At 70.9% G+C, this 18,528-nt stretch carries 23 protein-coding genes; 13 read left to right on the top strand and 10 right to left on the bottom strand.

Annotated features, from left to right (window positions below):
* Positions 1 to 3: 3 nt before the first annotated feature.
* Positions 4 to 546, bottom strand: coding sequence for a 2'-5' RNA ligase family protein (locus tag FHR37_RS22430; protein ID WP_092882217.1), 543 nt, complete (start codon positions 544 to 546; stop codon positions 4 to 6).
* 108 nt (positions 547 to 654) lie between these two features.
* Here FHR37_RS22430 and FHR37_RS22425 point away from each other — a divergent pair, with 108 nt between their 5' ends.
* From FHR37_RS22425 to FHR37_RS22405, 5 genes are all read left to right on the top strand, one after another.
* A complete protein-coding gene (locus FHR37_RS22425; RefSeq protein ID WP_092882218.1) occupies positions 655 to 1,521 on the top strand; it encodes a nuclease in 867 nt (288 codons plus the stop codon).
* 104 nt (positions 1,522 to 1,625) lie between these two features.
* A complete protein-coding gene (locus FHR37_RS22420) occupies positions 1,626 to 2,516 on the top strand; it encodes a thermonuclease family protein (RefSeq protein WP_092882219.1) in 891 nt (296 codons plus the stop codon).
* Positions 2,517 to 2,668: 152 nt separating this feature from the next.
* Positions 2,669 to 3,868, top strand: coding sequence for a phosphatidylinositol-specific phospholipase C1-like protein (locus FHR37_RS22415; protein WP_237768649.1), 1,200 nt, complete (start codon positions 2,669 to 2,671; stop codon positions 3,866 to 3,868).
* Positions 3,869 to 4,062: 194 nt separating this feature from the next.
* Positions 4,063 to 5,469, top strand: a complete 1,407-nt coding sequence (locus FHR37_RS22410) for an alkaline phosphatase PhoX (protein ID WP_202817954.1) — start codon at positions 4,063 to 4,065, stop codon at positions 5,467 to 5,469.
* Positions 5,470 to 5,603: 134 nt separating this feature from the next.
* Positions 5,604 to 6,422, top strand: coding sequence for an NAD-dependent epimerase/dehydratase family protein (locus FHR37_RS22405; RefSeq protein ID WP_092882221.1), 819 nt, complete (start codon positions 5,604 to 5,606; stop codon positions 6,420 to 6,422).
* A 34-nt stretch (positions 6,423 to 6,456) separates the two neighbouring features.
* Here the strand turns inward: FHR37_RS22405 and FHR37_RS22400 are convergent, their stop codons facing one another.
* The 3 genes from FHR37_RS22400 to FHR37_RS22390 form a co-directional block, all read right to left on the bottom strand.
* Positions 6,457 to 6,765 carry a winged helix-turn-helix domain-containing protein gene (locus FHR37_RS22400; RefSeq protein ID WP_092882222.1) on the bottom strand — a complete coding sequence of 103 codons (309 nt, stop codon included), beginning with the start codon at positions 6,763 to 6,765 and terminating at the stop codon, positions 6,457 to 6,459.
* Positions 6,762 to 7,208 (bottom strand): hypothetical protein, encoded by a 447-nt coding sequence (locus tag FHR37_RS22395; protein ID WP_092882223.1) that lies wholly within the window; start codon positions 7,206 to 7,208, stop codon positions 6,762 to 6,764. Before FHR37_RS22395 ends, FHR37_RS22400 begins: the two co-directional genes overlap by 4 nt.
* An 81-nt stretch (positions 7,209 to 7,289) precedes the next feature.
* Positions 7,290 to 8,390: a hypothetical protein gene (locus tag FHR37_RS22390; RefSeq protein ID WP_202817955.1), complete on the bottom strand. Its 1,101-nt coding sequence runs from the start codon at positions 8,388 to 8,390 to the stop codon at positions 7,290 to 7,292.
* A 44-nt stretch (positions 8,391 to 8,434) separates the two neighbouring features.
* Here FHR37_RS22390 and FHR37_RS22385 point away from each other — a divergent pair, with 44 nt between their 5' ends.
* The gene (locus FHR37_RS22385) at positions 8,435 to 9,184 is read left to right on the top strand and encodes a TetR/AcrR family transcriptional regulator (protein WP_092882224.1); all 750 of its coding nucleotides are present in this window, start codon (positions 8,435 to 8,437) and stop codon (positions 9,182 to 9,184) included.
* A complete protein-coding gene (locus FHR37_RS22380) occupies positions 9,184 to 9,915 on the top strand; it encodes an aspartate/glutamate racemase family protein (protein WP_092882225.1) in 732 nt (243 codons plus the stop codon). Before FHR37_RS22385 ends, FHR37_RS22380 begins: the two co-directional genes overlap by 1 nt.
* A gap of 11 nt (positions 9,916 to 9,926) precedes the next feature.
* Here the strand turns inward: FHR37_RS22380 and FHR37_RS22375 are convergent, their stop codons facing one another.
* Positions 9,927 to 10,163 carry a helix-hairpin-helix domain-containing protein gene (locus FHR37_RS22375; RefSeq protein WP_092882226.1) on the bottom strand — a complete coding sequence of 79 codons (237 nt, stop codon included), beginning with the start codon at positions 10,161 to 10,163 and terminating at the stop codon, positions 9,927 to 9,929.
* A 64-nt stretch (positions 10,164 to 10,227) separates the two neighbouring features.
* On the opposite strand from FHR37_RS22375, the gene FHR37_RS22370 reads away from it, so the two are divergent.
* On the top strand, positions 10,228 to 10,461 hold the full coding sequence (locus FHR37_RS22370; RefSeq protein WP_139238858.1) for a hypothetical protein: 234 nt from the start codon (positions 10,228 to 10,230) through the stop codon (positions 10,459 to 10,461).
* Positions 10,462 to 10,471: 10 nt separating this feature from the next.
* Here FHR37_RS22370 and FHR37_RS22365 read toward each other — a convergent pair whose 3' ends face one another.
* A complete protein-coding gene (locus FHR37_RS22365) occupies positions 10,472 to 11,584 on the bottom strand; it encodes a serine hydrolase domain-containing protein (protein WP_237768650.1) in 1,113 nt (370 codons plus the stop codon).
* Between the two features lie 127 nt (positions 11,585 to 11,711).
* Here FHR37_RS22365 and FHR37_RS22360 point away from each other — a divergent pair, with 127 nt between their 5' ends.
* Positions 11,712 to 12,146 (top strand): DUF1622 domain-containing protein, encoded by a 435-nt coding sequence (locus FHR37_RS22360; protein WP_092882228.1) that lies wholly within the window; start codon positions 11,712 to 11,714, stop codon positions 12,144 to 12,146.
* Entirely contained in the window at positions 12,139 to 12,423 is a 285-nt protein-coding gene (locus FHR37_RS22355) for a hypothetical protein (protein ID WP_092882229.1), read from the top strand. Before FHR37_RS22360 ends, FHR37_RS22355 begins: the two co-directional genes overlap by 8 nt.
* On the opposite strand, the gene FHR37_RS22350 is transcribed toward FHR37_RS22355, so the two are convergent.
* Positions 12,412 to 12,732, bottom strand: coding sequence for a rhodanese-like domain-containing protein (locus tag FHR37_RS22350; RefSeq protein WP_092882230.1), 321 nt, complete (start codon positions 12,730 to 12,732; stop codon positions 12,412 to 12,414). The two genes, FHR37_RS22355 and FHR37_RS22350, sit on opposite strands and share 12 nt — an antisense overlap.
* A 159-nt stretch (positions 12,733 to 12,891) precedes the next feature.
* Between FHR37_RS22350 and FHR37_RS22345 the strand changes: the two genes are divergently transcribed.
* The gene (locus FHR37_RS22345; RefSeq protein WP_202884552.1) at positions 12,892 to 13,512 is read left to right on the top strand and encodes a hypothetical protein; all 621 of its coding nucleotides are present in this window, start codon (positions 12,892 to 12,894) and stop codon (positions 13,510 to 13,512) included.
* Here the strand turns inward: FHR37_RS22345 and FHR37_RS22340 are convergent.
* Positions 13,403 to 14,581 (bottom strand): NAD(P)/FAD-dependent oxidoreductase, encoded by a 1,179-nt coding sequence (locus FHR37_RS22340; protein WP_175542404.1) that lies wholly within the window; start codon positions 14,579 to 14,581, stop codon positions 13,403 to 13,405. The genes FHR37_RS22345 and FHR37_RS22340 overlap by 110 nt on opposite strands.
* 113 nt (positions 14,582 to 14,694) lie before the next feature.
* Here FHR37_RS22340 and FHR37_RS22335 point away from each other — a divergent pair, with 113 nt between their 5' ends.
* Entirely contained in the window at positions 14,695 to 15,738 is a 1,044-nt protein-coding gene (locus FHR37_RS22335; protein WP_092882232.1) for a phosphatase PAP2 family protein, read from the top strand.
* Between the two features lie 78 nt (positions 15,739 to 15,816).
* Here FHR37_RS22335 and FHR37_RS22330 read toward each other — a convergent pair whose 3' ends face one another.
* Positions 15,817 to 16,068, bottom strand: coding sequence for a hypothetical protein (locus FHR37_RS22330; RefSeq protein ID WP_092882233.1), 252 nt, complete (start codon positions 16,066 to 16,068; stop codon positions 15,817 to 15,819).
* A 738-nt stretch (positions 16,069 to 16,806) separates the two neighbouring features.
* Here FHR37_RS22330 and FHR37_RS22325 point away from each other — a divergent pair.
* Positions 16,807 to 17,208, top strand: a complete 402-nt coding sequence (locus FHR37_RS22325) for a WhiB family transcriptional regulator (protein WP_092882234.1) — start codon at positions 16,807 to 16,809, stop codon at positions 17,206 to 17,208.
* 481 nt (positions 17,209 to 17,689) lie between these two features.
* On the opposite strand, the gene FHR37_RS22320 is transcribed toward FHR37_RS22325, so the two are convergent.
* Positions 17,690 to 18,241 (bottom strand): hypothetical protein, encoded by a 552-nt coding sequence (locus FHR37_RS22320; RefSeq protein WP_092882235.1) that lies wholly within the window; start codon positions 18,239 to 18,241, stop codon positions 17,690 to 17,692.
* Between the last annotated feature and the right edge of the window lie 287 nt (positions 18,242 to 18,528).

The following is an 18,528-nucleotide window of genomic DNA, read 5'->3' as shown; positions in this document are numbered from 1 at the left end:
TGCCTACGGTCGGCCGCCGAGCGGGAACCGTCGCAGCAGGGTGAACGACGTGGCGGTCGTCTCGGTGTGGCAGACCTCGGCCACGTCGAACTCGCGTACGCCGACGCCGACGCCCAGGCCGTCGCCGCGCCGCCGGCCGGCCAGTGCGGCCAGGCACGCCGGACCGTCCGGGGCGGTCCGCGGATGCGCGACGGTGACGTGCGGCGGGAAGCCGACGGGCCGGAACGGCGGTGCCAGCAGGTGGCGCCGTAGCCGAGCCCAGCCGCCGTCGACGTCCTCGACGGAGAGGAACACCCCGCCGTGCCCGCCGTCCTCGGCGAACACGGCGGCCAGTCCCAGCCGGAAGCGGGGTGTGTCCGCGGCGACCCGCGCGGCTCGCCGCAGCAGCAGTTCGTCGTCGCCGGTCTCCTCCGGATAGGTGACCGTCACGTGGGCGGGCGCGCGGGCGGCCATCAGCGGGTCCCATCGCCGGCGGAGCACCTCCACCGGTTTCGCGGCGGGGGCGGGAAGAAGGACGCACAGGTGACGTCGCGGGGCCGGGACCACGTTCGTACGTTAGCTTCCGCGGATCAGGCGATTGTCCGCCCGGGCGGGCGTCGCTGCTGCTATCAAGGAAGAACCCGCCGGCAACCGTGAAACCAGGAGGGTCCGACGATGCCACTCGCCGCCATTCCCGGAACGTTCCAGGTGATCGGGGCATCCCCGGACGGTGACTCCGTGCGCTTCCGCCCCGACGACCCGGACGCGTTCGCCAACGCCGGGATCAAGGCTCGTACGAACTCCTCCGGCGCAGCCCAACTGCGCCTGGACGCGATCGACGCCCTGGAGACCCACTACACCCCGCGGAGCGCGCCGCATCCGTGGCGCCAGCCGGCCAACCTCGGTGACGGCGCGGCGACCGCCCTGCTGGACCTGCTCGGCTTCAGCGACGTCCAGCGGAACGACCGCGGCATCGTGACCGCCGCGACGCCGGAGACCCGGCCCGGCTACATCCTCAGCCGGTTCGCCGACAAGTACGGCCGGGCGGTGTCGTTCGCCTACGCGGGCAGGCGGCGCGGAGGCGCGAGCGGCTCGGTCTACCTGGAGGTCCCCGAGCTTCGCCGGTCGGTCAACCACCAGCTGCTCAGCGCGGGTTGGGTGTATCCCACCTTCTACTCGCTGCTGTACGTCGACCTGCGCGAGGAGCTCGCGGAGGTTTCCGTCGCCGCCCGCGCCGCGAGAAAGGGCGTGTGGCGGCACGACTCCACCCTGACCGGCTTCGGGCTGAAGTCACGTGACCAGCTGCAGAACCAGCTCGTCATCATGCCGAAGCTGTTCCGCCGGTTGGCCGACTACCTCACCCTGGACGAGCCGAACAGCGTCGACCTCGCGGGCTTCCCGGCGTTCCTCGAAGCGCGGGACGACCGGATCTTCACCGTTCCGGCCGGTCAGGCGACGTCGTTCGCCACCCTGGTGGAGCGGCGGCGGCAGCGGCTGACGCTGACCGAGGCCCCCGAGCAGATCGTCTTCCTCGAGGCCTGATCCGATCAGCTGGATCCCGGCGGCGAGCGTTCGCCCGAGCCGCCACCGGCCTGCTATCAAGGAAGCAGAGCCCCCCGCCCGTCCCGAGGCAGGAGGTTCTGATCATGCCGCTGACCGCCATTTCCGGCACGTACCAGATCGTCGGGTTCTCGCCCGACGGCGACACCGTTTGCTTCGTCCCCGACGACCCGGGCGCGTTCGCGGCCGCCGGCCTCAGGCCCAGGGTGACTCCTGTCGGCGCCATCCACCTGCGCCTGGACGCGATCGACGCGCTGGAGACCCACTACAAGCCGCATTCGTGGCACCAGCAACCCGAACTCGGCGACGGTGCGGCGAACGCGCTTCTCGACCTGCTCGGGTTCACCGACGTCCAGTGGGACGAACGCCACCGTGTGAGCGCCGCGACGCCGAAGACCCGGCCCGGCTACATCCTCACCGGCTTCGTCGACAAGTACGGCCGGGCGGTGTCGTTCGCGTTCGCGGGCATGCGCGCAGGGGGAACGAAGGACCCGGTCTACCTGGAGGTTCCCGAACTCCGCCGGTCGGTCAACCATCAGCTGCTCGGCGCGGGCTGGGCGTACCCCACGTTCTACTCGAAGCTGTACGCAGACCTGCGGGAGGAACTCGCCACCGTCTCCGTCGCCGCGCGTGCCGCCAAGAAGGGCGTGTGGGAGCACGACTCCGCCCTGACGGGATTCGAGCTGAAGTCGCAGGACCAACTGCAGAACCAGCTGGTCATCCTGCCGAAGTTGTTCCGGCGGTTGGTCGACTACTTCCTTTCCGAGGATACGAGCGGAGTCGACCTCGCCGGGTTCGCGACCTTCCTGAAAGCCCAGGACGACAAGCTCTTCACCGTCCCCGCCGGTCAGGCGACCTCCTTCGCCGCACTTGTGGAGTCTCGCCGTCAGCGGCTGACGCTGACCGTGCCGCCGGAGCAGCTCGTCTTCGTCGAGGCCCCACCCAAGGTCCTGCCCAAGGTCCCGCCCGAGGCCTGATCCGGTCGCCGTCTGCCGTACGCACGCCGGAGACTTGGCGTTTTCTTGCCCTACGCCTTGCCAAGTAATGATCTTGGTCGCAGACTCACCTGCCAAGCAGCAGGGGAGTTCCGGGCCGAGACGGTGAGGCCGTCCGAGCGAGAGGACCCGACGTGGGCAGGGCCGGCCGATGGAAACGTGCCGCGACCGCGGCGACGATGATGACCGCGGCGGCGTGCGTGCTGTCCGCGGCGGTGACACCCGCGGGTGCGCAGCCGCGGGAGGCCGCACAGACCGCACGCGGACCCGCCGACAACCGGGTGAACCTGAACGAGATCCAGACCATCAACACGCACAACTCCTACAAGCGGGAGACCAGCCCGGCCGAGCAGGCGGCCTACGACGCGATCGTCGGCACCCCGGGCGCCTACCAGAACGGCATCGGCTACAGCCACGCGTCCCTGGCCGACCAGTTCGAGCAGCAGAACGTCCGAGGTATCGAGCTCGACCTGCGCCCCGACCCCGACGGCGGGCTCTACCGCTACCCGATGGTGCGGCGCGACGCGGGCCTCGGACCGCTGACCGATCCCGCCTGGTCCGAGCCCGGCATCAAGGTGTTCCACATCGCCGACGGCGACTACAACACCACCTGCGTGCGGTTCGTCAGCTGCCTGCGGCAGGTGAAGGCGTGGTCGGACGCGCACCCCGAACACGTACCCATCACGATCATGCTGGAGCTGAAGGGAAGCGACCGCGTGTTCGCCGAGCGCGGCGGCGTGGTGGTGCCGCCGTGGGACGCGACCGCCCTGGACGCGATGGACGGCGAGATCCGGTCGGTGTTCGGCGAGGACGACATGGTCACCCCCGACGACGTACGCCGGCCCGGCATGACGCTGAACGAGTCGGTCACGACGGTCGGCTGGCCCACTCTCGAGCAGGCGCGCGGCCAGGTGATGTTCGTCTTCAACAACGTCGGCAACACCTCGCCCTACACCGACAACGGCCACCCCAACCTGGAGGGCCGGATCGCGTTCGTCAATGCCTCCCCCGGTCAGCCGAACGCCGCCTACCGCGGCCGGGACGAGGTGATCCAGCTTTTCGACGAGATCCAGGACCTGGTGCGCCGCGGCTACTTCGTTCGTACGCGCTCCGACTACTCGTTGACGACCGTACGCGAGGAGGACTTCAGCCTGATCGAGGCGGCGCTTCCCAGCGGGGCCCAGGTCATCTCCACCGACTTCCCGGCGGTCGGCATGGCCGCCCGCTACGACAGCGACTACGTGGCCCAACTGCCCGGAGCTGTTCCGGTGAGGTGCAACCCGGTCAACGCGCCGAGGACCTGCCGGGACTCCCAGCTCGAACCATCCCACTGACCCGACCTTGCCAACCGTTGACCCGTTGGCCAGTTGCCGAACGGGTGTGCACCGGCGGATGTTCGCCCGTCGTTCGCCCGCCGGCCATCAGTTCCTGTCCACGTGCTCGTACGTACGCGCTTCGGTGGACCTGTTCATCGGTTCGTTCGTACGTACAGGTCGATCCCGAAGGCCTGATTCGAAGGGTGATGTGCATGACCTCGCTTTCTCGACGTGACCTCCTGGCCCGCAGCGGTGTGACGGCGATGGGCCTCGCGTTCGCCGGCAGCATCGACACGGTTGCCGGTCCGCGTGCGGCACTGGCCGACGCCGGATCGCAGGTCGGCTACGGGCCGCTCGTTCCCGACCCTGCCGGCATCCTCGCGCTGCCCAAGGGCTTCAGCTACAAGATCGTCGCGGAGACCGGCAAGACGACGCTGGTGACCGGCGAGCCGACGCCGAGCGACCCCGACGGCACGGCGAACTTCCGCAGCCCGACCGGCGCCACGCTGGTCAACAACCACGAGGTCGGCGGGTCCGAACCGTTCCGCGTCCCCGCGCTGCCCGGTCTCACCTACGACCCCGGAGCCGGCGGCGGCACCACCAACATCGAGGTCGACCACGACGGCAACCGGCTGCGTGAGTACGTCAGCGTGGCCGGCACGCACAACAACTGCGCCGGCGGCCTCACGCCGTGGAACACCTGGCTGACCTGTGAGGAGACCGAGGCGCGGGCGGGCGGCGCCCTGCAGAAGGACCACGGGTACGTCTTCGAGGTCGACGCGTTCGACCAGCAGGCCAACATGGACCCGGTGCCGTTGAAGTTCCTCGGCCGGTACGCCCACGAGGCGGTGGCGGTGGACCCGCACACGTCCGCCATCTACGAGACCGAGGACGCCGGCGGCCCGAACGGCCTGTACTACCGCTGGACCCCGCCGAAGGGGTTCAAGGGCGGCAAGGGCGCGCTGCGGAAACTGGCGCTCGCCGACGGCGGCGACACCGCCGGGACGCTGGAGGCGATGAACTGCTACTACGGCGGGCGGCACGTGGCCGACCTGTCCGAGGCGACCCGACCGGGCACGACGTACAAGGTGCGGTGGGTCGAGGTGCCCGACCGTGACGCCCGCACCACCTCCGTACGCAAGCAGTTCACCGACGACCAGGTGACCCGCAGCCACAAGCTGGAAGGCGCCTGGTGGGACAAGGGTGGCGCCTACTTCGTGGCCAGCTTCGCCCGCACCGAGGACGGGAGCGTCAGGCCGCACGACGGTCAGGTGTGGTTCTACGACCCCGAGTCCCAGACCGTGACGCTGAAGGTGATCTTCGGCGTCAACCCCGACCCGGACACCGACGGCAACTACGACGGTCCGGACAACATCACGGTCTCGCCGTACGGCGGGGTGATCCTGGCCGAGGACGGCGAGGGGATCCAGCACCTGGTCGGCGTCACCAGGTCGGGCCGTTCGTACCCGCTGGCACGCAACGACCTGAACGGCAGCGAGTTCACCGGGCCGAACTTCTCGCCCGACGGGCGGGTGCTGTTCGCCAACATCCAGTCGCCGGGGCACGTGCTCGCGATCACCGGGCCGTGGGAGCACCTGCGCCAGGGCGGCCAGCGCTGAGCCGCTGATCATCGGTCTGCTGACCGAGCGCGGCACCGCTGGGGGGTGCCGCGCTCGGTCGCGTCGGGCGACTGCCCCGGCCGCCCACTAGCATCGGCACGGCATACCGACGGCGAAGACGGAAGGCGTACCCCATGACCGAGGCTCCCCTGGTGCTCATCACCGGCGCGGCCGGACGGATCGGCACGACGTTGCGCTCGGCGCTGTCGCAGTACCGCCTCCGGCTGACCGACCGCGATCTGAGCGCGTGCGAGCCGAAGCCGAACGAGGAGATCCTCGAGGCAGACCTCGCCGACTTCGCCGCGATGCGGCAGGCGGTCGAGAGGTGCGACGCGGTGATCCACCTCGGTGGCAACCCCTCCCCGTCGGCCACCTGGTGGGACCTCAAGGCGCCGAACGTCGACGGCCTCTACAACGTCTTCGAGGCGTCCCGGCAGGCCGGTGTGCGCCGCCTCGTGTTCGCCAGCACCAACCACGTGACGGGGATGCTCGACGAGCGGGGCGAGTGGCCGGTGGGTCCGCAGGGCCCGATCGCGCCGGACTCGTTGTACGGCGTGACCAAGGCCCTCGGCGAGGCGATGGGCCGCTACTACGCCGAGAACACCGACCTGTCGGTGATCTGCCTGCGGATCGGTTGGTTCACCGGTGAGCACCAGATGCTCGACAACGAGGGCTGGCTGCGGATGTGGCTGAGCATCCCGGACCTCGGCCGGCTGATCAACGCCACGCTGACCGCCGACGTACGCTTCGGCATCTACTACGGCGTCTCGGCCAACACTCCCATGCGGTACGACCTGGAGAACGCGCGTACCGAACTCGGCTACGAACCCCTCGACGACTCCAGCAAACTCCTCATCGACGCCGAAGCCGAGCACGCCGAGGCGACCAGGGACGACCCTTACCCGCCCGGCGTGGTGGGCGCGCGCCGAAACCAGAACCGCACAGATGGTTGAGTCCCGGGTGCTGTCGGCGCTGCCGGGTGTGCTGTCAATCTCCGGTTGACGGTCCGGCGGCCAGTTGGTTGAGCACGTCCAGGTGTTTGGCGAACGCCGTTCGCCCTGCCCTGGTCGCCGCCAACCAGGTTCGCGGCCGCCGGCCGACCTGTCCCTTGGTGACCTTGACGTAGCCGGCCTCCTCCAGCGTCGTCACGTGCTGGGAGAGGACGGAGTCGGTGATCTCCACCGTGTCGCGGACGAAGCGGAACTCCACCCTGTCCGCGGGCAGCAGCGCCGCCATGATCGAGAACCGCGTCGGGTTGTGAATGACGGCGTCCAGTTGGTGACGCGGGTGGCTCACGAGCGCCTCCGCTCGAGGGCCGCGAGAGCCGGGAACGGCACCGCCAGGACGAGGGCGGCCAGGGCCCACCAGCCCAGTGAGTCGTCGGCCCGCCAGCGCACGATCGGGCCGAGCACGAACAGGTAACCCCCGAACCAGATCGCGGTGGCCACCAGCAGCCGGCGGCCCGCTCCGCGTGGCTGGACGTCGTGGGAGTCCGCCCACCAGGCCAGCAGGCCCATCGCGACCGCCCATGCCCCGGACGCGACGTACCGCGCGAAGCCGTCCGGGAAGAGCGCTTCGATCGCCACGATCAGCGCGAACGCCAAAACGCCCACCAGTAACAGATATCCCGGCCACCAGCGCCCCGCCGCACGGGTCCGGCTGCCTGCCCGGGACGCGTCGGCCAGGGCCGAGTGGGCGTCGGACGGGCTGGGGCCAGGGGTGGAGCTGTGCTCGGTCATGGGTCTCCTCCAGCTCGAAGTACTTTAGGAACCATAAACTACTTCGAGCGAGCGAGGCAACCCGGCGCGGGCGAATGCCGCTCAGCCGCGGATACCGAAGATCCGGACGAACATCGGGGTGTCCACCAGTGTGTGCGGCGCGATCGCGTGGTAAGCCCACACGTGGGTCCAGGCGTTCGCGGTCCGCAGGGTGAGGTAGGTCTTGAACATCCCCGGCCCGGTGTAGAAGAGCACCAGGTAGAACACCGAGATCAACGCGTCCGCTGGGGAGGCGAAGGTCGTCCACCCGTCGAAGAAGTGCAGCAGGGCGTACGTCAGTCCGCCGAGCAGCACCGTTGCCGGGATCGAGCCTGTCAACCTGAGGTAGCGCGGCGTCAGGACGCAGAAGACGAACACCATGGTGGGCAGCACCGTTCCGGCGAACGACAGCGCGAACGTCAGCGGCGCACCGAGCAGTGCCTGCCGGGGTGCCAGTCCGAGGATGGAGTCCGGGGTGACCAGCAACTGCACCGCGGACTCGAGCAGGAGCACGACCACGACCACCAGCAGGTCGCCGCGCCGGTCGACCGACCGCAGGTTCAGCCGCTCGGCGGAGTAGCGCCGGCGGAAGAACGCCAACGGCAGCACGGCGTACGCCAGCAGGTTGTACGCCGCCCAGACGACCGCCTCGGCGGGCGTCACCGGCTGACCGGTGCGGATCACCATGCCGTCGAGGTGGAAGCCGAACGCGTGCCAGCCGAACGCCCTGCCGAGCAGGTAGCCGCCGACCATCGCCGCGACGCCGTACGTCAGCACCAGTTGGGTCTCGCGCTTCGCCACCTCGCGTGTGGGTGCCCGGCTCGCCACCAGTTCGGCTCCGTGCCGGTGCCTGGTGAGCAGCCGGACGACCACCATCAAGACGAGGATCTCCACGTACATCGCGTTGGTACGCAGGATGGTGGCGACGGTGGGTGGGTCGGCGAGGCTGGACGCGCGGAGCGGAAGGTGCCGGCCCGCGAGGGCGAGCAGGTTCGCGTTGACGACGATCCAGCAGACCAGGCCCGCGACCACGGCCGGCAAGGTGTCGCGACTCGTCGGCGGCACGGGCGGTGGAGGTGAGGGGTCCAGGCTCCGGGGTGGTGCGGAGTGCGGCCGCCGGGGTGCGGGCGTCCGGTCGGTGTCGGTCGGCTTGGCGCTCGGCATGCCTCCACCATACGCTCGTACTATACGGATGTACCATGGATTTCATGACGCCGACGAGTGGCCGCGATGCCGCCGGCACCCGGGACCGCGGTGGCGCGCGCCCCCGGGTGCTGGCCGCGCTGATGGAGATCATCGCCGAGCGTGGGCTGGACCAGGCGACGATCCGCGAGGTCGCGGCCGGCGCGGGGGTGTCCATCGGCACGGTGCAGTACTACTGCCGGAGCAAGGACGAGATGCTGCAGATGGCGTTCGAGCACGTCTGCGAGCAGATACTGGGCCGGATCCGGCAGATCGAGGGTTCCGGGCCGGGCGCGGCCGGCGGGCCCGACCGGACCCGCGGTGCCGGGCAGGGCGACCGCCAGGTCGGTCCTGTCCTGCGCCGCGCACTGCTGGAGTTCCTGCCGCTGGACGACCGCCGCCGGGCCGAGGCGAGGGTCTATCTCGCGTTCGCCGCCAGGGCGGCCGTCTCTCCCGACCTCGCCCAGGTGCAGCAGACGATGATGGCGGACCTGCGGGCGATGTGTGCGGCGGCGTTCCAGCTGGCCGTCGACCGGGGTCAGGCCCACGCCGGTCTCGTACCCGCCCGTGCCGCGGCGGCGACCACGGTGATGGTGGACGGCCTCCTGCTGCACCTGCTCACCGACCCCGCTGGCATGCCGGCGAAGACCGCGACCGGCATCGTCGACGACCACCTCGCCCGCTACGTCACTGTGGACACCAGAAACACTGTGAACACCAGGAACACCACGCACACCAAAAGCTCCAGGATCACCAGTCGGAGGAAGGGGCGTTGATGCGCACCATAGGGCTGATCGGCGGCATGAGCTGGGAGAGTTCGGCGGAGTACTACCGGCTGCTCAACGAGGAGACCCGGGCCCGGCTCGGCGGGCACCACTGCGCGCCGAGTCTGCTGCTCACCGTCGACTTCGCCGAGATCGAGGCCATGCAACGTGCCGGGGCGTGGGACGCCGCCGGCGCCCGGCTGGCACAGGCCGCGGTCACCCTGGAGCGGGCGGGTGCGGACGTCGTGGTGCTGTGCACGAACACGATGCACCTCGTGGCGGACCGGATCACCGCGGCGATCGGGGTGCCGTTCCTGCACATCGTGGACGCCACCGCCGACCGGATCGCCGCGGCGGGACTCCGCACGGTGGGGTTGCTCGCGACCCGCTACACCATGGAACACCCCTTCTACAGCGAACGGATGCGCCGCCACGGGATCGAGGTGATCGTGCCGGACGAGCCGGAGCGCACACTCGTGCACGACGTCATCTACCAGGAGCTGACCCAGAACAGAATCGAGCCGGCGTCGCGGGTGGCGTACCAGAAGGTGATGGCCGGGCTGGCCGAACGCGGTGCGCAGGCGCTGATCCTGGGCTGCACCGAGATCACCTTGCTGGTCGACGATTCCGACAGCCCGGTGCCGGTGTTCGACTCGACCCGCATCCACGTGCGGGCGGCCGTGGACCTCGCCCTGAAAGCCGACCCGACCGCGCCCGACGACGGGCCCGTCACCCGGGCGTGAGCGCGGGTGACTCAGCCGAGGGCGCGTTTGCGTTCGGCGGTGTACTCCCACCACGGCCGGCGCGGGCCGCCGCCGGCCTGGTCGACGACGGACATGAACGTGTCCAGCAGGCACGGGTCGTACCGCCTGCCGTCGCGTACGCACAACGTGTCGTACAGCTCGAACGGGTCCCTGCCGACGAGCTGCCCGGGTTCGGTGATCCCCAGCCGGGCGAGGTAACCCACCACGGCCGGGCCGACGTTCGCCATCGCCAGCAGGTCGCCACGGGTCGCGGCCGTGCTGGCGTCGCGCGGCCGGGCCTATCCTGGCCGCATGAGCTCCGGACCGGCACCCGCCGGGTCCACGCCGACGCCCGAAGGGGCGGACGTGTGCCCGGTGTGCCGCGAGCCGCTCCGGCCGACGTCACCGTCCACGCCGTCCATGCCCTCCACGTCGGTGGTGGACGTACCGACCCGGAGTTGCCCGTACGACTGCGCGCTGACCGTGTGCGCGGAGGAGTGGGAACGCGCGGTGCTGGCACTTGCCCGCGAGCGCCGCGGGAACTGACGGCGCCGATCTACACCGCGTCGGCGACGAGGGTGGCGATGCGCTCGGCGGTGTCGAAGTCCGACGTCAGGCGGTTCTTGGTGAGGGCGAACGCCAGCCCCGTCGAGGTGTCGCCGAACGCGTACGTGCCGCCAGCGCCGCCCATGCCGAACGTGCCGGACGTCTGCTCCTGATCGGCGCCGATCCGGCCGACCGAGTAGCCCAGCGCCCAGCGCGACGGCATTCCCATCACCTGGTCGTCGCCGGTGAAGGAGACCGCGGACAGCTCCTTCAGCCGCTCCGGTGACACCAGGCGGACGCCGTCCACCGGCCCGAGCAGCGCGGCGTACATCCGGGCCGTCGCGCGCGCCGTCAGCTTCGCCCCGGCCGGAATGTCGGCGGCCAGGATGTCGGTGCGGTTGCCGAACTCCGCGGTCGGCGTCAGGTCGCGGGGCGACAGCGCGAAGAACGGCGAGTCGTCCGGCAGCGCGGCCATGAACTCCGCACTGCCCTCGGCGTCCTCCAGCCGGGCGAGCCGGCCGTGCTCGGACACCGGCATCCCGAAGTACAGCTCGCCGGCCACGCCGAGCGGCCCGGCCACGTCCTCCGCGAGCACCCGCGAGATCGGCCGGCCGGTGACCCGGCGCACGACCTCGCCGACCAGGTAGCCGAACGTGTAGGCGTGGTAGGCGGTCTTCGCTCCCGGCTCCCACCAGGGCTCGGCGGCCGCGATCCGGGCGCACATCCGGTCCCAGTCGCACACGTCCTCCGGCGTGGTGTCGGACGGGATGGCGGGAACCCCCACGGTGTGGGTGAGGACGTGCCGCAGGGTCGCGCCGTCCTTCCCGTGTACGCCGAACTCCGGCCACACGTCGGCCAGCCGCAGGTCGTAGTCGAGCACGCCCTGCTCGGCAAGCACGTGGGCGACGGTCGCGGTGGCGCCCTTGCCGGCGGAGTAGGCGTAGAAGACGGTCCCGGAGGTGACCGGCCGCCCGGTCGCCGGGTCGGCCAGGCCGGCCACCGCGTCGACGATCTGCTCACCGTGCAGGTACGCCGCGACCTGCACGCCCTGTTCCCTGCCCGACCGGACCGCCTCGTCGACGGCTCGCTGGACCTGCTGCTGTACGTCGGCCACTGGTGTCACGTCGATGCCTTCCTCGCAGAGCCGGCCTTTCCGTCGTACAGACTTCCCGTTCGGTGAGAACTCATCGCGGATCGGCTCGGACCGGGCCCGCGGATGAGCGCCGATTCGGCCGGGTAACACCCAGGGCATGTTCGATCTGCTGTCGGAGGAGTTTCTCCGGGAGGTCGTCAGCCTTCTGGTGCGGCTCGTCGAGGCGGCGGGAGCTCTGATCATCTTCGTCGGCGCGGCGTTCGCGTTCGTCCGGTTCGTCACCACCGCCCTTCGCCGGCGCGGCGAGGAGGACTTCAACGCGGTACGGCTGTTCCTGGGCCGCTACCTCACGCTGGGGCTGGAGTTCCAGCTCGCCGGCGACGTGCTGCGTACGGCTGTCTCACCGACGTTCGCCCAGATCGGCCAGCTGGCGGCGATCGCGGCCATCCGTACCGGCCTGAACTACATCCTCGGCAAGGAGATCGAACGGGAGCGGGCGGCGCTCGCGGAGTCGGGGCGGCGACCCGGGCTCGGGCCGGGGCCCGGCGCCCTGGGCGGCCCGGGAGGCCAGGGACCCGCCGGGGATGGCTGACACGTACGCGGAGATCATCCGCGGCGCGGTCATCCTGGTCGTCGTCCTCGGCCTGGTGGCCGCATCGGCCGCGCTGGTGTTCGGCGCCGGGATCAGGACGGCGCTGTCGGTGCTGCTGGAGTTCCTGGTGGCGGCGGGGCTGCTGCGGCTGTCCCTCGCCCACACCTGGGCGGCGATCCTGCTGGCGGTGGCCACGATCGTCATCCGCCGGATCATCGTCGCGGGCTTCTCGATCCCCCTGTCGGGGCCGCGGAAACCGGTCGGGTCAGGTCGGTGAGTCCCCGGTCACCACGGGATTGCCCGCACGCATCCATCCGAGGGTGCCGCCGGCGACGGAGTGCGCCTCCAGCCCGGCCCGGGTGAGGACGTCGGCGCCGGCCAGGCTGCGGTGCCCGCTCGCGCAGATCACGTAGATCGGCTGGTCCTTCGGCAGGCTCGCGGTGTGCTGGGGGAGGGTGCCCAGCGGGATCAGCCGCGCTCCGGGAACGTGCCCGGCGGTGTACTCCTCCGGCTCGCGGACGTCCACGGTGAGGTGGCCCGCCTCCTGCGCGCGGACGAACTCCGGCATCTCGATCTCGTGGGCCATCTGGCTCCCCTCACGGTGGGTCCTGCGGCGCCCGGGCGGCTGCCGCGTCGACCCTACCAACGGACCGCCGCCCGCCCGGCCGCGTACGCGGCTCGGCGTAGGAGCGAATCGGCTCCCGGGCGGACGATCCGGCCCGCCCCGCCGGGCGAGGATGACCGGATGGAGTTGACGACCGCCACGGAACCGGGCCGCGTGCCCCGCCGCTCCGGTCGCGTGCCATCCCTCTCAGGGCGGGCACGTAAGGGAGTGCTGCTCGTCCACGTCGCCGCCGCCGGGACCTGGCTCGGCATCGACGTGGTGATGGCCGTGGTGGTGTTCACCGCGGTTCTGTCCGACGACCGTCACACCGTCGCGCTGTGCTACCAGGCGTTGCGGCTGTTCACCGTGTGGCCGCTGCTGGTGACCGGCCTGATGTGCCTGACGAGCGGGATCTGGCTGGGACTCGGCACGAGGTACGGCCTGCTGAGGTACTGGTGGGTCGCGGTGAAGCTCGCCCTGAATCTCCTGCTCACCGGACTCGTCCTGGTCGCGCTGCGGCCCACGGTCGCCGAGTCGGCGGAGTACGGCCGGCTGCTGGCGGCGGGACAGCCGGGCATACCTCCGCAGGACATGATCTACCCGCCGATCGTGTCGCCTCTCCTGGTGGGGTTCGCGTTCGTCCTGGCCGTGTTCAAGCCCTGGGGGCGGATCCGAGCCGTGCCTCCGGACGCAGGTCCGCGGCGAGTTCCTCGCCGACGGCGGCCCGGGCCAGGGCGCGCCCCAGCGCGGGAGCGTGCTTGAAGAGGTTGTTGCCGGCCACGAACAGCACCTGCCCGCCCCGGCCGCCGCCGGGCCCGGCCTGCCAGACCGCGACACCGTCGGAGCTCCAGGGCAGTTCGGTGGTCCAGCAGTGCACGTGGCCCACCGGGTCGGGGTCGAGTCCGGGCAGCGCCGCGCGTACGTAAGCCGTGGCGCCGTCGGCGAGTCCGGCCAGGCCGTCGGGGTCGACCACACTGCCGTCCGCCCGGGCGGCCACGTGCCCGCTGGCCCCCAGGGCGTACGCACGACCGCCGGGCAGCGCGGCCGCGTAGACACTGCCCGCGGTGAACTCCCCGCTGTTGTCCTGGAGGCAGGCCAGCCTCGCCGGTGGCTCGCCGCGTACCGCGAAGGTCACCCGGGCATGTGCACCGAACTCGACCGGCAACGTCAGCCCGGCGCCACGGGCGAGGGCGGGCGTGCCCCGGCCGGCGCAGACCACCACCGTGTCGTAATCGGCGCGCCGGCTCACCGAGCGCACCTGCGCCCTGCCGGTCGGGGCGCCGGTCCCGGCGGTGTGCACCGACAGGACGTCGTCGCCGATGATCTCCCCGTCGACGGCGGCGGCCAGCGCCCGGATCGCGGCCTGGGTACGGATCGCCCCGGCCGTCTCGTCCAGCATTGCCGGCGCCGGGTCCCCGGAGCGGCGGCCCCGGACCAGGGGCAGCAGCTTCGCGAGCTCGTCCGCGTCGACCATCCGGGCGGGCACCCCCGCCTGCCGCAGCAGCGCGAGCCGTTGCCCGGCGTCCGGCCCGATGCTCACCGCGCCGTCCTCGGAGACCAGCTCGACGCCGAGCCGGTCCTGCCAGGTACGCCAGACCGCCCGGCTCTCCCGCGCCCAGGCGATCAGCCGCGGATCCTCGTGGGAGTGGCGGAACAGCCGGGACTGGCCGGTCGACTGACCGTTGCCCGGCACGCCCACCTCGTAGACGTCGGGCCGGACGCCGAGCTCGGTCAGCGCGTACGCCGTACTCAGGCCGACGATCCCGGCTCCGACCACGGCGACCCGGGGCCCGGTGCCGCGACCTCGCCCACCCACGTCAGGACTGCTCATCAGGCCCACCGCCCCCTCCGACGTCGCCGCCCGACCACCGCAGGACAGACCCTAATCGCATGGCCGGGTGGTGACCTTCAGCGCGGACGGCGCACTGCGACTACGGTGACCGGATGCGGAGTCTGGTACGCGGTTTGCTGGCCACCTGGTTGCTGGCACTGACGGTCGCGCAGACCGCCGCGGTCGCCCTCGTCTGGTGGATCTTCGTCCGTACTCCGCACGGCCAGGTCGTGGACGCGACCGTGCTGCGCGGCACGGGGTTCGGCCGGGCCTCGGCGGAGCACCTGGTGGGTGGCGTACTGGACGCGGTCTCGCTGGCCTCGCTGGTGGCGGCGACCGTCGTGCTGGGGTTCATCGCGCTCGCCCGGCGGCGGGTCCTGCTCGCCGTGGCGGCGACGGTGCTCGTGGCCGGCGCCAACCTCACCACCCAGGTCCTCAAGGACCACGTCATCTCCCGGCCGGACCTCGGCATCCCCGGCACCAACATCGGGGCGCCGAACAGCCTGCCGAGCGGGCACATGACCGTGGCGGCGTCGGTCGCGTTCGCCGCCGTCATGGTCGTGCCGGCGCGGTTGCGCGCGACGGTCGCGGTCCTCGGCGCGTGCTACGCGACGCTCACCGGGGTCGCCACGCTGTCCGCCGGCTGGCACCGTCCGAGCGACGCACTGGCCGCGCTGTTGATCGTCGGCGCCTGGGCGTCGGCCGTCGCGATGGTGCTCGTCCTCGCCCAGCGGTCGCGGACCACCGGTGCGCCGAGCGACCCGCACCCGCGGATGGTGGGCTGGCTGGCGCTGGTGGGCGGCGCCGCGCTGGTGGGGGCGGTGCTTCTCGTCGCGCTGGCCGACCAGGGTTCGCTCACCCCGCCGGTCGAGGTGGGCCGGAGCCGGCTGGTCCTCGCCTACGCGGGAGGCGCGATGGGGGTGGCGGGAGCGTCCTGCCTGGCGATGGCGCTGGTCCTCGCCACGGTGCACCGGGTGGTACCCCGGCTCGCCGGACCACCTGTGGCGACCGTCACTCCGGAGCCGGCCGAGACCGTGGAACCACCTGCGGCCGCCGAGCGGTTCGGTCCGGGTGCGGACCTGGCGGCGGCCGGCGAATCCGGCCGAGTGGACCGAGGGGCTTCGCCGGAACGAAAGGCCGATGCGGTCGGAAGCTAGACATCCCAGGGCCGTAACCCGCAGCTTGACGGATTACAGCCCTGGGATGTCCAGGTGCTTGCGGATCAAACCCGGTAACTAGGGCTGACGCGTCGTCATGTCGAGGCCTTCCGCGCCGGCCACGGGGACGGTGGCCGGAACCACTGCCTCGGGGACCTTCGCGCCGGTACGCTTCACCTTCCGCCACCAGCTCCGTGCTTCCGCACGTCTGGCGCCGGGCTGTTCGCCGCGGACGAGATTGTCCTCGATGCGGTCCAGGAGAAGCACCACTCCGACGATGCCGACGAGTCCGAGAGTCAGTTGCAAGACAGCTTGCAGGACGTTGTCCATCGGTTGACTCCGACCTTTTTTCTCGACTCCTGGGCAGCGCTGCGGCGCGAGCCTAACAGCATCGAAGCGTTGTCGCTGTCCGGCGAATCCTGGCCCGGCGACCTTTGTGAACGCCGATCGAAGCGTCGTTGAACGCGGGAATATGTGGTGGTGCCGCCCGAAATGGCAAGTACGGTTCACTTTCTGGCGGCAGGGCCACAAGAGGACCGTGTCGGCCGCGGCCTGGGAGCTCGAGGAAACCGGCCGGAGAAATGAAATCCGCGAGTGCTTGTCGTCACACCAGATCCCGTCGCTGATTTCGATTCTGTGCGCGGAGTCGCGCCACATCCTCCGGCCGCCGCCGGGAATTCCTGCCGGCCCGGCCGGTGCACACGCTGCGTGCCCTGCCGGTCGCACGAATGGGGACTTGCGTTGAAGGGTTTACTACGTAAGGTTGTCGGCTGCGGGCTCCGGCGATGGGTCTGCCGCTCACAGCGGGCGAGTCCCTACCGAGAGGCCCTGAATATGCGCACTGCGTCGTTCGCAGCGTGGCACCGGCGCCGGCCGCCATTCCTTCCGCGGCTCTGACCCGCCGAAACTGGCCTGGTTCGACCGGTGCGATGGGGTCGTTTCCGTTGCTTGACTGGCACAGAGTGCTGGCAACCACGGAAGGGCGGCCGATCGTCACGGCCGGAGGGCCGATCCAATCTTCGAGAACACATCTGCGGCGGGGGGCCGCGGCAACGAGAGGTTGTCTGCATGCCCGAGCGCCGAGCCGCTCAGCCCGGGGGGCGAAACAGGCCCGTACCCGACGGAACTTGGGAATGGCACCAGTCGGCGGCGTGTGCCGGCGAGCCCTCCGACCTGTTCTACGGGCCCGAGGGTGAGAAGCTGCCCGCACGTCGGGCGCGGGAGGCGCGGGCGCTGTCCTTCTGTGCCACCTGCCCCGTGAGCGAGGAGTGCCGCGACCACGCGCTGGGACTGCCGGAGGCGTACGGCGTGTGGGGAGGTACGACGGAGGGCTCCAGGCTCGCCGTCCGCCGTGGGCGCAGGCCGGTCACCGAACCCGTCGCGCGACCTGCCGCCCGGGTGGTCCCCGCGGGGCGGTCCGCCACCTCCGGCGCGACCCCTGTGCGGTCCACGAGGTCTGTGCCCGCCTGAGCCTGCCTGAGCGCGCCCTGGAGCCTGCCTGAGGCCTGACCCGACCTGAACCTGAATCGCTGCACCACAACGCGCCCCCGCCGACGTGGCGGGGGCGCGTTGTGGTGCAGCGACCACGCGCTGGGACTGCCGGAGGCGTACGGCGTGTGGGGAGGTACGACGGAGGGCTCCAGGCTCGCCGTCCGCCGGGGGCGCAGGCCGGTCACCGAACCCGTCGCGCGACCTGCCGCCTGGATGGTCCCCGCGGGGCGGTCCGCCACCTCCGGCGCGACCCCTGTGCGGTCCACGAGGTCTGTGCCCGCCTGAGCCTGCCTGAGCGCGCCCTGGAGCCTGCCTGAGGCCTGACCCGACCTGAACCTGAACCGCTGCACCACAACGCGCCCCCGCCGACGTGGCGGGGGCGCGTTGTGTGTGTGGCTATCAGTACCTGAACGTGCCCCGGGCGAGCCGCTCAGGCGCCTTGTTTCTCAAGCGTCTCGGGTCAGCCCAGCAGGCCCAGGATCTGGTTCAGCAGGCCGGCGATCTGACCGAGGAGGAGGTTCAGCCCACCGGTGTTGTCGAGCAGGCCGGTGACGGCGCAGAGCAGGTTGCCCAGCAGGTTGCCGGGAGCCTGGTCGGCGGTGATGTTCAGGTGCACGGTGTCGAGGTGGACTACCAGGCCGAGCAGGTCGAGATCCAGCGGCCCGAGCACCAGGTCGAGAATCTGGCAGCTACCGGTCGAGGCGGCGGTGTTCACCGGCACGGTGACCGCCTTGTCGACGGCGGCGGTGCTGCCGTCAGCGCGGGTGAGGTTTCCGGTGAGGTCGCCGATCGCCACCAGCTTGCCGTTCTGGGTGGCGAACTTCGTCGGGGTGAAGGTGCCGTCGAAGGTGCTGCCGTCGGCAGCCGTTCCGGTGACCGGAGCGGACAACGTGCTGGTGGTGGCGGCCGTGGTGTCCGGTGCGGTCGCGGCCGAGGCGGCTCCCACTCCCACGAAGGAAAGGGTCGCCAACGCGACGACGAAGGCGATCACTCTGGTGAATCGTCGGGACATCGGGTTTTCGTCCTTCCGTGACTTGATCGGGCTAGATCACCCTTGCGGGACCGATGGGCCATCGCAAATCGCCTGCCCCGTCCGGACCACCGCCGTACGAGTTCCCAGAACGGCGAAATTGCTGGTCAGACAGGAAATCCCGGCGAATCGAAAAAAGTCCGAAAAAACTTGATTCAGACCTGCCGAAAAGACGTGAATTCCACCGAAGGTAGCTCGCCGAACACTCAGGGTGGACTCGGTCGGCCACCGAATTCGGTACGAATCGGCTGGTCGTCACGCAGCCGTTG

The sequence above is a fragment of the Actinopolymorpha cephalotaxi genome, from assembly GCF_013408535.1.
In the GTDB taxonomy this organism is placed as follows: domain Bacteria; phylum Actinomycetota; class Actinomycetes; order Propionibacteriales; family Actinopolymorphaceae; genus Actinopolymorpha; species Actinopolymorpha cephalotaxi.
Note: the sequence above shows the minus strand (reverse complement) of the source record. Positions and strands in the feature narration are given on the sequence as shown.